We start from the raw sequence: 15,071 nt of genomic DNA, 5'->3' as shown, positions 1-15,071 counted from the left end.
AGGCCGCGCCGGTAGCGAAATTCAACTTCGCATAGAATCTTGAATCATATAACGTTCTCGCCGGGCGGACGTCTTTTTTGGAGGAAATTCTTGTCGATTGCGGCAGGCAACACGACAGGCCTTTGGGCGCTCGTCGCCAAAGAGCTTTGGCGCAAGACCCGCCGTCGCTTGCGCGCCGGTCCGGTCTACCGCTGGCGCTATACCGGTCGTACGCCAGAGCGCGTGCTGATTGCGCCGCCCGATCTCAGGCTCGCCGACCAGCAGGTTGCGCTGGAAATCTATTATGGCCGCTACCCGCTTTCAGGCCATCTCGTCGAGACCGGCGGCAAGTCGCCGTTCCAGATCGAGGTGCCCAATCGCGGCTGGCAGAAATCGCTGCACGGCTTCCGCTGGCTGCGCCATATGCGCGCCGCCGGCACGGAACTAGCCGCCGCCAATGCGCGCGCGCTGGTTTCGGACTGGATCGCCACCCATGGCGGCCGCATCTCGGGCGTCGCCTGGGAACCGGCGACCAGCGCCAAGCGCATCATCGCATGGCTGCAGCATTCTTCCGTCGTGCTGCAGGGTGCCGAATTCCCCTTCTACCGCGCCTTCCTGAAATCGCTGGCGCTGCAGATCCGCTATCTGCGCTCCATGGCCCGCGAAATGCCCGACGGCGAGGAGCGCCTGCGCACCCGCATCGCGCTTGCCTTCGCCGCGTTGTCGCTGCCCGCGCCGCAGACCGCGTTGCGCAGCGCCACGCGCAACCTCGCCGACGAACTGAACCGTCAGATCCTTGCCGACGGTGGCCACATCTCGCGCAATCCGATGGCGGTTCTGGAACTGCTGGCAGACCTGCTGCCGCTGCGCCAGACCTACGCCAACCAGGCCGAGACGCCGCCCGAAGCGCTGATCGGCGCAATCGACCGCATGCTGCCGGCGCTGCGCTTCTTCCGCCATCAGGACGGCAGCATCGCCCGCTTCAACGGCATGGGTGTCACCATTCCCGATCGCATCGCCGCCATCATGCGCCACGACGACACCGCCGGCGCGCCGCTGCTTCACGCCCCGCATTCCGGCTATGAGCGCCTGTCGATGGGCGGCACCACGGTGATTGCCGACACAGGCACTGCGCCGCCCAGCGAAGTTTCGGAAGCGGCACATGCCGGCTGCCTGTCCTTCGAGATGTCTTCCGGCCGCCAGCATTTCATCGTCAATGCCGGCATCGACGCCTACGGAGCGGAGGAATTCCGCCCGCTGGCGCGCGCCACCGCCGCCCACTCCACCGCATCGCTCAACGACACCTCGTCGGCGCGCTTCAGCCATTCGCCGCGCGTCAACGGCCTGCTCGGCTCGCCGCTGATCGGCGGGCCGCGCCATGTGCCTTCGGAACGCACCGACAGCAAGGGCACGCAAGGTTTCGTTGCCAGCCATGACGGCTATGTCGCGCGCTTCGGCCTCTATCACGAGCGCGAAATGGCGCTGGCTGCCGATGGCAATATCCTCACCGGCATCGACCGTTTCCTGCGCTCACGCGGCGCGCCGCCACTCGACAATGGCCGCGATCTCGTCACCATCCGCTTTCACATCCACCCGGATATCGAGCTTTTCCACGACGACAAGGATCGGCTGGTGCTGGCAGCACCCCATGCCGACAACTGGCTTTTCACCGCCGGCGAAATGACGCCGACGGTCGAGGAATCGATTTTCTTCGCCGGCCTCGGCGGGCCGCGCCACAGCCGCCAGATCGTGCTCTCCTACAAGGCGTCGCAGTTTCCCGAAATGCACTGGCAGTTCACGCGCACGCACTCGGCCGGTTACCCGCAGAACAACTGAGCGGGCCTTTTGGCCGATTTTCTGCCCCGCAAAGCTTGATTTACCTTGCGTCTGTGCTAGGCCGCGCGCATCCGCCTCCCAAGCTCGAAAGGCCCGCTCCGACATGGCCGTCGCCTCCAAGAAAATTCCTGCGCCCGATCTCGTTCCCGTCCGCCGCGCGCTTCTCTCCGTCTCCGACAAGACCGGCCTGGTCGACTTCGCAGCCGCGCTGGTAAAAGCCGGCGTCGAACTGGTCTCGACCGGCGGTACCGCCAAGACGATCGCCGAGGCTGGCATCGCCGTGCGCGACGTCTCGGAACTCACTGGCTTCCCCGAGATCATGGACGGCCGCGTGAAAACACTGCACCCCTCGGTCCATGGCGCGCTGCTCGGCGTGCGCGACGACCCCGAGCATGTCCACGCCATGCACGTCCACGGCATCGAGCCGATCGACCTCGTCGTCGTCAATCTCTACCCGTTTGAGGAAGTCCGCCAATCCGGTGCCGACTATGCCTCGATCGTCGAGAATGTCGATATAGGCGGTCCGGCCATGGTGCGCGCATCCGCCAAGAACCACGCCTATGTCGCCATCGTCACCGACCCGGAAGACTACGCCCCGGTGATCAATGCGCTGGAGATGAACATCGGCAGCCTGTCCTTCGAGTTTCGACAGAAGCTCGCCGCCAAGGCCTTTGCCCGCACCGCAGCCTACGATGCAGCCATCTCCGGCTGGTTTGCCGAGGCACTGGCCATCGAGCATCCGACCTGGCGCGCCTTCGGCGGCAAGCTCGAAAACGTCATGCGTTATGGCGAGAACCCGCACCAGCAGGCCGGCTTCTACGTCACCGGCGAAAAGCGCCCGGGCGTCGCCACTGCGCGCCAGCTCCAAGGCAAGCAACTCTCCTATAACAACATCAACGACACCGACGCGGCCTTCGAGCTGGTCGGCGAGTTCGACCCAGCCGGTTCGGCGGCGGTGGCCATCATCAAGCACGCCAACCCTTGCGGCGTCGCTGAAGGCGCAACGCTGAAGGCAGCCTATGCCAAGGCACTGGCCTGCGATCCCGTCTCTGCCTTCGGCGGCATCGTCGCCGTCAACCGCCTGCTCGACGCAGAGGCGGCGGAAGAGATCGTAAAGACCTTCACCGAGGTCATCATCGCACCCGGTGCCAGCGAGGAAGCACAGGCGATCATCGCCGCCAAGAAGAACCTGCGTCTTCTCGTCACCGGCGGCCTGCCCGATCCGCGCACGGCCGGTGTCATGGTCAAGTCGGTGGCCGGTGGGCTTCTGGTGCAGTCACGCGACAACGCCGTGGTCGACGGGCTCGAGCTCAAGGTCGTGACCAAGCGCGCGCCGACCGCGCAGGAACTGGCCGACCTGAAATTCGCCTTCCGCGTCGCCAAGCACGTCAAGTCGAACGCCATCGTCTATGTCAGGGACGGTGCGACGGTGGGCGTCGGTGCCGGCCAGATGAGCCGGGTCGATTCCGCGCGCATCGCCGCCCGCAAGGCACTGGACGCAGCCGAGGCGGCAGGCCTTGCCGAGCCGCTGACCAAAGGCTCGGTCGTTGCCTCCGATGCCTTCTTCCCCTTCGCCGATGGCCTGCTTTCAGCCATCGAAGCCGGCGCCACCGCCGTCATCCAGCCAGGCGGCTCGATGCGCGACGATGATGTGATTGCAGCGGCGGACGAGCATGGCATCGCCATGGTGTTTACGGGTGTGAGGCATTTCCGGCATTGAGCGCTGTTGCCCTCCCCCTTGAGGGGAGGGTGGCCGCGAAGCGGTCGGGTGGGGTCGCCGCGGAAGCGCGAGGCGCCACTTGAAGCATATCAGAAGCAGGTAAGATCAGCCGCTTTGCCCCCTCCCACCTCGCTTCGCTCGGCACCCTCCCCTCAAGGGGGAGGGATAAGCGCTCAATCCACCTTGTCCGCCGGATAAGGCGTCGGCCACAGCACAGCCATGCCGACCACCAGGAACAGCAGGATCATCGCCATTCCCAGCCGCGGCGAGCCGCTGAGTGCGGTCACCGTTGCCACCAGAAACGGCGCGGCGAAACTCGTCGCGCGGCCGGCCAGTGCGTAGATGCCGAAATAGCGCCCGGCCTCTTCGGCGGTGACGCTGCGCGCCAGATAGGAGCGCGACGAGGCCTGGACCGGGCCGAAGGCGATCCCGATCAGCAGGCCGAAGAGAATGTAGGCCTTTTCCGCCGGCGTGCCGAACAGGCCGCCCGTATCGGCGCCCGGCAGCATCAGCGCGCCGAACAGCGTGAAGCCCGGACCGGTCGAGACGATACCCACCGTCGCGATGGTCAGGAACACCAGCGAAATCATCACAACCGTCTTGGAGCCGAACGCCGTATCTAGACGCGCTGCGATCCAGCAGCCGAAGATCGCGACGACATTGAGGATGATGCCGAAAACGCCGATCTCGGTGATCGACCAGCCGAACATCGCCGCCGCGAAGACGCCGCCCAGGCCAAGCACGGCATTGACGCCGTCCTGATAGATCATCCGCGCCACCAGAAAGCGCAAAACGCCGCTGCGCTGGCGCACCTCGCCCAGCGTCGATTTCAACTCGGCGAGGCCCTCGCGCACGGCCGGACCGATCGGCTTGCCCTTGGCGCCGTCGGGCGTGAAGAAGAACATCGGCAGGATGAAGATGAAATACCACAGCGCCGAAAGCGGCCCGGTCGCGCGCGCATCCTCGCCGAGCTTGGGATCGAGCCCGAACAGCGGATCGACGCCGATGATCGTCTTGCCCGTCTCCTGGGAACCGGCAAGCATCGTCACCACGAAGATCAGCGCGATCATGCCGCCGAGATAGCCGAGCCCCCAGGCAATGTTGGAGATCTTGCCGATCTCGGCCTTGGAAACCAGCCGCGGCATCATCGAATCGTTGAACACGGTGGAGAATTCGGCAGCGACCGATGCCAGCGAGAAGAACAGGATCACCGGCACCAGCGGCGAGCCGGGAGCGGCAAACCACAGCGCGCACAGGCTCGCGATCTTGATCGCCGCGAAAAAGGCGATCCACGGCTTGCGCGGGCCGGTCTGGTCGGCGATGGAGCCGAGCACCGGCGACAATATGGCGATGACGAAGCCGGCAGCGGCGATGCCGTAGCCCCAGGCCGCCTGCCCCATGGCCGGGTCGCTGGCCATGCGTGAGACGACATAGGGGCCGAAGATGAAGGTGGTGACCACCGTGAAGAACGGTTGCGCCGCCCAGTCGAAGAACATCCAGCCCCAGATGCCGCGACCGGAGGCGCGCTGAACTGTCACGTCGGCCATATTTCCTCCACCCGCCTGCGTCGCGTTTTAGGCTGGCGCCATGTCTGCATGTTTTTGGGAGCCGTGCAAAGGGAGAGTGCCAGAGACGGAAATTCCTTGTCCGACAACTTCGCGGTGCACGAGGACCTACCTCACGCCTCTGGCGCATACACCACGCAGGGCTCAGCGATGCCACGCAGCCTGTGCTCGCCGAGCGGGATCAGGGCTCGCTGCGTTTCCGCTGCAAACGCCTCCGAAAGCAGCACCGGGCGGCCGAGCGGCCGGCACAGGCCCTCCAACCGGCTGACGAGGTTCACGGCAGAGCCGATAGCGGTGAAATCCAGCCGGTCGGCGGTGCCGATATTGCCCCACAGCATCTCGCCGATATGGAGCGCCGTGCCGAAGGGCAGAGGCGCCAGGCCTTGCGCGACCCGTGTGCGGTCGAGGTGATCCATGCCGGCGCGCGCGGCCGCCACCGCGCGCAGCGCCGCGTCGCAAGCAGCGGCAGCGTCGCGCTCGCCGATCGGAAAAATCGCCAGCACGCCGTCGCCGATGAACTTCAGCACCTCACCGCCGAAGGCGTGGACCGCGCCGGCGATGCGGTCGAACCAGGCGTCGAGCGCTGCGATCACCTCCCTCGGCGCGGTCGTTTCCGACAACTCGGTGAAGCCGCGCAGGTCGGCATAGAGCAGTGCTGCGCGGATCGTCTCGCCGGGCTCACGCCGCAGCCTGCCGGCCAGCACCTGCGCCGCACTGCGCCGGCCGAGATAGGTCTCGAGCAGCACGGCAAGCGTCGAGCGCGCAGCAAGCACGGCAAGCGGCGCTGCGGCAAAGCGGGCCACCTCGCGCAGCAGTTCGAGGTCAGGCTCGCTGAATGGACGCGCTCCAGCCCAGCCAAGCACGGCACCGTCGGGAGCAGAGCCGGCGAAATCCTCCTGCACGGCTTCGGTGCCGAGTTGCAACAGCCAATCGCGTCTGACATTGGCATGAGCGGGATCGGCGGGTCCGGTGAGACCGAAGCCCAGCGCCTCGATCACTCTTCCGGTATCGGCGCGCCACAACCATGTGCGCCGCGCGATGATCGGGTGCGGCGCTGCCTGGGTGAGTGAACCGCCGGCGAGCGGCACGCCATCGGCGACGAGCCTCGCGCCGAGTGCCGCGAGGAAGGCGTCGGCGCCGGGCAGGTCGATCGCCTCATCGACGAGGAACGACAGAGCAGCGTGAAGTTGCATGGCCGCCATCATGCAATGGTGTCAGGCGCATGTCATGAGGCGGTGGGCGCTTTCTTGCACCGCATGCTGATTGGGCTACAGTGTTGCCACTGGCCCGAGCCGGAGGAGTCCGCCGATGCCCGAAACGCTTCGCACCGAGATCCAGATCGCGGCCCCGCAGGCGACGGTCTTCGCCTTCCTCACCGATCCCGACAAGATTTCGCGCTGGATCGGCCCGGCGACCACTGAGGCCCGCCCCGGCGGCATCTATCTCGTCAGCGTCGGCGACAAGCACATCGCCCGCGGCCAGTTCACGGAGGTGATCCCGATCCACCGCCTCGCCTACAGCTTCGGCTGGGAAGGGCGTGAGGAGGTGCCGCCGGGATCGAGCCTGGTCGAGATCGATCTCGTCGAGAAGGATGGCGGCACACTGGTGCGCTTCACCCATAGCGGGTTGCCCAACGAGAACGAGCGCGACAGCCACGAGAAGGGCTGGAACCACTATCTGCGCAGGCTTTCGATAGCTGCGGCCGGCGGCGACCCGGGACCGGACACGTCACCCGAAGCATAAGGATGCAGGGATTGAAGGTGGGAGATGTACTACACCTCCCCCCGTCTCACATCCCCGTCAGGTCGCTCATCAGCCCAGACGCCACCGAAAGCCGCGACACGGTGATGTCGCCGCCTTCCGTCAGCCCTTGCAGGCGCTCGCGGATGATCGCGATGCGCGCGCCGCCGGCATCGAGCCAGGCGGTGACCGGATCGGCGGCTTTGCCGAAGCCGGTGAGCGCTGCAACCGCGATGCCGCGCCGGGCCGTGTCGATCGTGTCGGTCGCCCGCGACAGCGCCAGCCCGTCATAATAGTCGGACGGCGTGATCGCGCGCGCAGCGTCCTCGATGCGGGCGATGCGGAAGGCGTCGCTGACGCCGAAGAAGGCTTTTGCGGCGGCCACGATATCGGCCTTTGCCGTGCGGGCAACCAGCGCGATATCGGGAATGAGTTCGGCGACATCCGTCTGCGCCAGCCGCTCGGCCAGCCCCTCCGGCGCGCCGGCAGCAATGAAGCCGAGGCGTTTTTCTTCCAGCCTTGCCTTGTTGAAGGCCGGCAGCAGCGAGGCGAGTTTCGGCTCCAGCGCCTTGCGCGCCTCGGTCAGCTCGGCGATCTGCTTGTCCACCGCACCGTCGCCCACACCATGCCTGAGGTACCAGCCGCAGGCCACGAAGATAAGCCGGCCAACGGCCTGATAGAGGTCAAGCTGCACCTGGCCGTCGATCCGGTTATCCAGCGCGTCGATATCGCGATAAAGCGCCGGCAGGCCGAAGCCCGCCCGCACGATCGTGAAGGCCCGCACAACATCGGCAGCCGTGCTTCCCGTCGCTTCCTGCAGCCGGTTGACGAAGGTCGGTCCGCCGCGATTGACCAGGTCATTGGCCAGAACGCGGGCGATGATCTCGCGCCGCAGCCTGTGCGTGCCGATCTCGGCGGCGTATTTCTTCGCCATCTTTTCCGGGAAATAGCCCATCAGGTCGCGCTCGAAATGCGGATCGTCGAGCAGGTCGCTGGAGACGATATCGGAAAACAGCACGATCTTGGCATAGGCCAGCAGCACGCCGAGCTCGGCCCGCGTCAGCGGCTCGCCACGCTTTTCGCGCTCCGCAAGGGCTGCCGGCGAAGGCAGCGTCTCGACGGTGCGGTCGAGCAGGCCGCGCGCTTCCAGCGCGCTCATGAAGCGGCCCTGATAGGCAATGTCGGCCAGCCCGCGCTTTCGCTGCAGCGAAAGCGACAGCGTCTGCTGGTAGTTGTTGGAGAGCACCAGCGCGCTGACCTCGCTGGTCATCTCGGCGAGCAGCTTGTTGCGCGCCGGCCGTGTCAGCGAGCCCTTGCGCATGGCGGACGCCAGCGCGATCTTGATGTTGACCTCGACGTCCGACGAATTGACGCCGCCGGAATTGTCGATCGCGTCGGAATTGCAGGCACCACCTAGAAGGCCGAACTCGATGCGCGCGCGCTGCGTCGCACCCAGATTGGCGCCCTCGCCGATAACCTTCACCCGCAACTGCGCGGCGGTCACGCGGATCGCGTCATTGGCGCGGTCCCCGACTTCCTGGTTGCTCTCGCCCGCCGCCTTCACATAGGTGCCGATGCCGCCGAACCACAACAGGTCGGCCTCGGCCTTGAGGATGGCGTTCATGATCTCGTTGGGCGAGGCGGTCGTCTTGTCGAGGCCGATCGCCTTGGCCGCCGCTGCCGGCAGCGTAATCGATTTCTGGCCGCGCGAAACGATGATGCCGCCCGGCGACAGCTTGGTCTTGTCATAATCCTGCCAGCTCGAGCGCGGCAGGTCGAAGACGCGCTTGCGCTCGGCAAAGGAGGCGGCCATGTCCGGATCGGGATCGATGAAGATGTCGCGATGGTCGAAGGCCGCGATCAGCCGCGTCTGCTCGGAAAGCAGCATGCCGTTGCCGAACACGTCGCCCGACATGTCACCGACGCCGACGACGCTGAACGGCGTCGTCTGGATATCGCGGTTCATCTCGCGGAAATGCCGCTTCACCGCTTCCCACGCGCCCTTGGCGGTGATGCCCATCTTCTTGTGGTCGTAGCCGGCCGAGCCGCCGGAGGCGAAGGCATCGTCGAGCCAGAAGCCGTGCGCCTCGCTGATCGAATTCGCGGTGTCTGAGAAGGTCGCCGTGCCCTTGTCGGCGGCGACGACGAAATAGGGATCGTCGGTGTCGCGCCGTATCATGCTCACCGGCGGCACCACCTTGTCTCCGTCGAGATTGTCGGTGATCGACAGCAGGCTGGAGACGAAATTGATATAGGCGCTCTTGCCCGCCTCAAAGACCGCTTCGCGCGTGCCGCCGACAGGAGAACGTTTTGGGAAAAAGCCGCCCTTGGCGCCGACCGGCACGATGACGGCGTTCTTCACCTGCTGCGCCTTAACCAGCCCCAGCACTTCGGTGCGGTAGTCCTGCGCCCGGTCCGACCAGCGCAGACCGCCACGCGCCACCGGGCCGAAGCGCAGATGCACGCCCTCGACCTCCGGGCCATAGACGAAGATTTCGCGCCATGGCCGCGGCTCCGGCAGGCCGTCGACATTGCGCGAATCGAGCTTGATCGCCAGCGACTGGCCCTTTTCCTTGATGCCGGCAACGAAATGATTGGTGCGCAGCGAGGCTTCGATCAGGTTGGCGTAGCGCCTGATGATCGTGTCGTCATCGATGTTCGGCACCTGCTCCAGCGCGTCCTTGATCGCCGCCTTGAGGTGCTTGGCGGTGACATCGCCGTCCTTGGCCTTGGGGTCGAAGCGGGCGACGAAGAGATCGAACAGAGCGCGCGCGATCTGCGGGTAACGGTTGAGCGCTGCGGCAATGAAATCCTGGCTCTGCGGAATTCCGGCCTGCTGCAGATAGCGGCCATAGGCGCGCAATATGCCGATGGAAGTCGACGGCAGGGCGGCCGTCTGGGCCAGCGCATTATAGCCGTCATTATCGGCATCGCCGCGCCACACCGACAGGAACACCTCCTCGAACAGCGCGCCGCCGTCGGAAAGGTCGATCGGCTTGCCGAAAGCGTTCTCCAGATCCATGTCGTGGACGAAGACCATGCCGGTCGTCTCGTCGCCGACCTCGAAGGTGCGCTCGCTGATCACCCGGAAGCCGGTGTTTTCCAGCACCGGCACGCGCCGCGACAGCGCCACCGGGGCGCCGTAATGATAGATCTTCAGCGCCGCCTGCTCGGGGCTCTGGCCGGCGTGGCGGTAATAGTCGATGGCGATCGGATTTTCAGCGCTGAGCGACGCGATCTGCTGCGCATCGACCAGGGCCTCGGCCGGGGTGAAACTGTTGCGGTAGCTCTCGGGGAAGCGGTTGGCGATGGCCGTCAGGCCGGAATCCGCGCCGGAAGTCGCAGCGACTTCCGCCAGCGCATCCTCCCAGGTCCGCACGATGTCACGGATCGCCGCTTCGATCGTCTTCTGCTCGACCTTCGGCGTCTTGCCGCCGGAGCGGCCGATGATGAAGTGGACACGCGCCAGCCCGCCTTCCGGGAAGGCCGGATAATAGGCCGAGAGCCGCCCGTCGAAGACGGTCTTCAGATAGCTGCCAATCTTCTCGCGTGCCACCGAATCGTAGCGGTCGCGCGGCACGAAGACCAGCACGGACACGAAGCGGTCGAACTGGTCGACGCGCACCAGCGCCCGCACGCGCGGTCGCTCGACCAGACCGAGGATCGCCTCGGAATGCTTGCGCAGCGTCGGCACGGCGATCTGGAACAGTTCGTCGCGCGGATAGCTCTCCAGCACGTTGATCAGCGCTTTGCCGGAATGATCGGCCGGGTCGAAGCCGGATTTGGTGACGACCGTCTGCGCCTTGGAGCGCAGATAGGGGATCTTCATCACCGAGCGCGTATAGGCAGATGACGTGAACAGGCCGACCATGCGCAATTCGCCGGCAAGCCGGCCCTTGGCGTCGTAGGTTTTCACCCCGACATAGTCGAGATAAATGCGCCGGTGCACCACCGACTTGGCGTTGGCCTTGGTGACGATCAGTGGGTCCGGCCCATGCAGGAAGGCGCGGATTTCCGGCGTCGTCGTGTTGTCGCCATCGATCTCTCGGCGCAGCACCATCACGTCGGGATCGCGCAATATGCCAAGCCCCGGCTTGCCGGCGCGATCGAGCGTGCCGCTCTTTTCGCCGCCGGTGTAGCGGAACTCGCGCATGCCGAGGAAAGTAAAATTGTCGTCGCGCAGCCATTCGAGGAAGGCGATCGCTTCCGTCACCGCATCCTTGTCGAGCGGGATCGGCGCATAGCGGAATTCGGAGATCGCCTGATCCAGCCGCGCCAGCATCGGCTTCCAGTCGACGACGGCGTCGCGCACCTGCGAAAGCACGCGCTTCAGCCGCTCTTCCAGCCCCTTGGCCTGATCCTCGCTGAGCGCGCGGATATGGACATGGATGACGCTCAGCCTGTCGGCGCCCTGGTCGCCCTTGCCTGCACCGCCCTCGCCCAATATCGCCTCGACGCCGCCCTTGCCATGCTTCACGGCGATCACCGGGTGGGTGACGAAGGCCGGCTCGCCGGCGGTGTCGGTGATTTCACCCAATACCGAGTCGAACAGGAACGGCATGTTGTCGTTGACGACAGTAACGACGGTCAGCGGCCTGTCGCCAACCGACACGCCGGCATCGCGGTCAATGGCGACGACGCATTCGCCCTTCTTGTGCTTTGCCACCGCGCGGCCGGCCAGTTCGGCAGCCTTCGCGAGTGCCGTCACCTCATAAGCGGCGACATCTTCGGCAGGCGCGCGGGCCAGAAGATAATCCGCCAGTTGAACGGATTTGTCGGCAGTCTTGGTCGAAGGGGCTTTCCTGGCCGGCGGAGCTTTTTTCGCTGCGGTTCTGGATTTGAGACCGGATGCCATTGGAAATCTCCCCCGTCATATGCTTTTGCGACTATCGTAGCAGATGGAGCGCGTTTGGCGACACTCATCGATGCAAAATGCGAACTTCTTATGAAGAGCAGATGACGCGGCATCGGCGACAGAAATACGGCATCGAAACTGATTTCTTCGCGGCTGTTTCAACGCACGATGGGAGTGCCATCTGCGGTTGATTGCCGGCTCAAAGATTCAGGCAGATTATCTGCGTGTGGCGTAGCCACATGCCGGCTGCGCCGATTTCTCTGGGAGGAGAACATGGCGAAATTTCTCTATGTCTATCATGGCTCCGGCAAGATGCCGGAAACCGAAGCCGAGAAGAAGGAAGTGATGGACGCCTGGACCGGCTGGTTCGGCAGCCTGGGTGCAGCGGTGGTCGACGGCGGCAATCCTGTCGGCATGTCGAAAACCGTGCTGCCCGGCGGCAAGGTCGAGAACAATGGCGGCTCGAACCCGACCGGCGGCTATTCGATCATCGAGGCGAAGGACATCGACGATGCCGCCAGCAAGGCCAAGGGCTGCCCGATCCTGTCGGCGCCCAACTGCAGCATCGAGATCGCGCCGATCATCGAGATGAGCATGTAGCTGCGGCAGTTACCGTGCCGCGATTGCCGCCGCAGCACCCGCCATGGTCGTGGCGCTGACGCGGTTGGCGATCTTCATCGCGCGCTGGCTTTTCAGCAGCCGGCGCGCCTGCGCTGCCGCGATCACCCAGGCGATGTCGATGGCGACCAGCACGATTCCCATGGTCAGCGTGAGTTCGACCCAGCCGACGACACTCACCGAGGCAAGGTCGATGATGGTCGGCAGCAGCGCCAGATAGAACATCATGATCTTGGGATTGCCCAGCGTCACCGCCATGCCGGCGAAGAACAGTTTTGCCGGCGAATCCTCGCGCGGCATCTCGCCGTCGCGCACCGCTACAGGGGCCGTCCACATCTTCCAGGCGAGATAAGCGAGATAGGCCACGCCCGCCCATTTCACGATGACGAAGGCGAGATGAAAACTCTGCGCCACGACGGCAAGCCCGAACACCGCCAGCGACAGCCAGATCGCCTCGCCGATCCACATCGCCGCCAGGAAGGGCAGCACATCGCGAAAACCCTTCGAGATTACCCGCGCGACAAGCGCGGCAATGCTGGGGCCGGGCGAGCCGGCGGCGACCAGCAGCGCGCCAGCGAAGATGAGAAGGGATGTGGGTTCCATGGGTGATCCTCCGGGCAATGCCTCGGAGAATATGCCGATTGCGGATGAAGCGCACCAGCGTTTTCTCCCCCCTTGAGGGGGAGATGGCGCAAAGCGCCAGAGGGGGTCGGTTCATGCCGAGCTCGACGCAAAGCAACGTCAAGCACTGCCGCAGCGACCCCACCCGGCCCTTACGGGCCACCCTCCCCTCAAGGGGGAGGGAAAGCTGGCGTTATGCAGCCCCTGCCGTCTTCGACGACTTCTCGAAGCGCTTGCGCTCGTTCGGGTCGAGATAGAGCTTGCGCAGGCGGATGGTCTTCGGCGTCACTTCGACCAGCTCGTCGTCCTGGATCCAGGCCAGTGCGCGCTCCAGCGTCATGCGGATCGGCGGGGTCAGCTTGACCGCCTCGTCCTTGCCGGCGGCGCGGATGTTGGTCAGCTTCTTGCCCTTCAGCACGTTGACCTCAAGGTCGTTGTCGCGCGAGTGGATGCCGATGATCATGCCCTGATAGACCTTGACGCCGGCTTCGATGACCATCGGGCCGCGATCCTCGAGGTTCCACATGGCAAACGCCACCGACTCGCCCTGATCATTGGAGATCAGAACGCCGTTGGTGCGGCCGGGCAGCTCGCCCTTGTAGGGCTCGTAGGCATGGAACAGCCGGTTCATAACCGCCGTGCCGCGCGTGTCAGTCAAGAGTTCCGACTGGTAGCCGATCAGGCCGCGCGTCGGCGCGTGGAAGACGATGCGCTGGCGGTTGCCGCCGGAGGGGCGCAGTTCGACCATCTCGGCCTTGCGCTCGGACATCTTCTGCACGACGACGCCGGCATGCTCTTCATCGACGTCGATGACGACTTCTTCGACCGGCTCCAGCAATTCGCCGTTTTCGCCCGTCTGCATGACGACGCGCGGACGCGATACGGCAAGCTCAAAACCTTCGCGGCGCATCGTCTCGATCAGAACGGCCAGCTGCAACTCGCCGCGGCCGGAGACGAAATAGGAATCCTTGTCCGCCGATTCCTCGATCTTGAGCGCGACATTGCCCTCCGCTTCGCGCAGGAGGCGGTCGCGGATGACGCGGCTGGTCACCTTGTCGCCTTCGGTGCCGGCAAGCGGGCTGTCATTGACGATGAACGACATGGTGACGGTCGGCGGGTCGATCGGCTGGGCATGCAGCGGCTCGGTCACGGCCGGATCGCAGAAGGTGTCGGCGACGGTGCCCTTGGAAAGACCGGCGATGGCTACGATGTCCCCTGCCTGCGCCTCGTCGATCGGCTGGCGCTCAAGCCCGCGAAAAGCGAGGATCTTCGACACGCGTCCCGTCTCTACGACCGAACCGTCATTGTGCAGCACCTTGACCGGCTGGTTCGACTTCAATGTACCGGACTCGATGCGGCCGGTGATGATGCGGCCGAGGAACGGATTGGCTTCGAGCAGCGTGCCGATCATGCGGAACGGGCCCGGGTGGACGGTCGGTGCGGGCACATGCTTGAGGATCAGGTCGAACAGCGGCGCCAGGCCCTGGTCTTTCGGTCCTTCCGGATTTTCAGAGACCCAGCCATCGCGGCCCGAACCGTAGAGAATCGGGAAGTCGAGCTGCTCGTCATTGGCGTCGAGTGCGGCGAAGAGATCGAACACCTCATTGACGACTTCGACATGGCGCGCGTCGGGGCGGTCGATCTTGTTGATGACGACGATCGGGCGCAGGCCGACCTTCAGCGCCTTGCCGACGACGAATTTGGTCTGCGGCATCGGGCCTTCGGCAGCGTCGACCAGAACGATTGCCGAATCCACCATCGACAGGATGCGTTCCACTTCGCCGCCGAAATCGGCGTGGCCGGGCGTATCGACGATGTTGACGCGCGTGTCCTTCCAGTCGACCGAGGTGGCCTTGGCAAGGATGGTGATGCCGCGTTCCTTTTCGAGATCGTTCGAATCCATCGCGCGTTCGGCAACGCGCTGGTTTTCTCGGAACGAGCCAGCCTGCTTGAGAAGCTGGTCGACAAGGGTTGTCTTCCCATGGTCGACGTGCGCGATGATCGCGATGTTGCGAAGTTTCATGTTTTCACTCGGGAGGGTTGCGGGCACAGCCTGGCGACGCGCCGCGTTTCATTTGCGCGCGCTCTTACATGGTTTTTCGCAATTGCGAAAGGGGGACGGTGCAGGGCAGCCATG

The 15,071-nt window shown here is 65.0% G+C and carries 9 protein-coding genes; 4 read left to right on the top strand and 5 right to left on the bottom strand.

Annotated elements, in window-relative coordinates:
• Positions 1-90 precede the first annotated feature (90 nt).
• Together DZG07_RS04000 and purH are read left to right on the top strand one after the other, a co-directional pair.
• The gene (locus tag DZG07_RS04000) at positions 91-1,815 is read left to right on the top strand and encodes a heparinase II/III family protein (RefSeq protein ID WP_091908952.1); all 1,725 of its coding nucleotides are present in this window, start codon (positions 91-93) and stop codon (positions 1,813-1,815) included.
• Between the two features lie 103 nt (positions 1,816-1,918).
• Entirely contained in the window at positions 1,919-3,535 is a 1,617-nt protein-coding gene (gene purH, locus DZG07_RS03995) for a bifunctional phosphoribosylaminoimidazolecarboxamide formyltransferase/IMP cyclohydrolase (RefSeq protein ID WP_119814467.1), read from the top strand.
• A gap of 173 nt (positions 3,536-3,708) precedes the next feature.
• Here purH and DZG07_RS03990 read toward each other — a convergent pair whose 3' ends face one another.
• Complete coding sequence (locus DZG07_RS03990; protein ID WP_119814464.1) at positions 3,709-5,082, bottom strand: MFS transporter; 1,374 nt, start codon at positions 5,080-5,082, stop codon at positions 3,709-3,711.
• Positions 5,083-5,213: 131 nt separating this feature from the next.
• On the bottom strand, positions 5,214-6,293 hold the full coding sequence (locus DZG07_RS03985) for an adenylate/guanylate cyclase domain-containing protein (RefSeq protein ID WP_119821383.1): 1,080 nt from the start codon (positions 6,291-6,293) through the stop codon (positions 5,214-5,216).
• A gap of 115 nt (positions 6,294-6,408) precedes the next feature.
• On the opposite strand from DZG07_RS03985, the gene DZG07_RS03980 reads away from it, so the two are divergent.
• Positions 6,409-6,843, top strand: coding sequence for an SRPBCC domain-containing protein (locus tag DZG07_RS03980; protein WP_119814462.1), 435 nt, complete (start codon positions 6,409-6,411; stop codon positions 6,841-6,843).
• 46 nt (positions 6,844-6,889) lie between these two features.
• Here the strand turns inward: DZG07_RS03980 and DZG07_RS03975 are convergent, their stop codons facing one another.
• The gene (locus DZG07_RS03975) at positions 6,890-11,695 is read right to left on the bottom strand and encodes an NAD-glutamate dehydrogenase (protein WP_119814459.1); all 4,806 of its coding nucleotides are present in this window, start codon (positions 11,693-11,695) and stop codon (positions 6,890-6,892) included.
• 273 nt (positions 11,696-11,968) lie between these two features.
• Here DZG07_RS03975 and DZG07_RS03970 point away from each other — a divergent pair, with 273 nt between their 5' ends.
• The gene (locus DZG07_RS03970; protein ID WP_091908933.1) at positions 11,969-12,295 is read left to right on the top strand and encodes a YciI family protein; all 327 of its coding nucleotides are present in this window, start codon (positions 11,969-11,971) and stop codon (positions 12,293-12,295) included.
• 9 nt (positions 12,296-12,304) lie between these two features.
• Here the strand turns inward: DZG07_RS03970 and DZG07_RS03965 are convergent, their stop codons facing one another.
• The gene (locus tag DZG07_RS03965; protein WP_119814456.1) at positions 12,305-12,916 is read right to left on the bottom strand and encodes a LysE family translocator; all 612 of its coding nucleotides are present in this window, start codon (positions 12,914-12,916) and stop codon (positions 12,305-12,307) included.
• Positions 12,917-13,127: 211 nt separating this feature from the next.
• Positions 13,128-14,957 (bottom strand): translational GTPase TypA, encoded by a 1,830-nt coding sequence (gene typA, locus DZG07_RS03960; protein ID WP_091908926.1) that lies wholly within the window; start codon positions 14,955-14,957, stop codon positions 13,128-13,130.
• Positions 14,958-15,071 lie beyond the last annotated feature (114 nt).

This window comes from Mesorhizobium sp. DCY119 (genome assembly GCF_003590645.1).
Taxonomy (GTDB): Bacteria; Pseudomonadota; Alphaproteobacteria; order Rhizobiales; family Rhizobiaceae; genus Mesorhizobium_M.
This window is presented reverse-complemented; position numbering and strand designations above follow the sequence as displayed.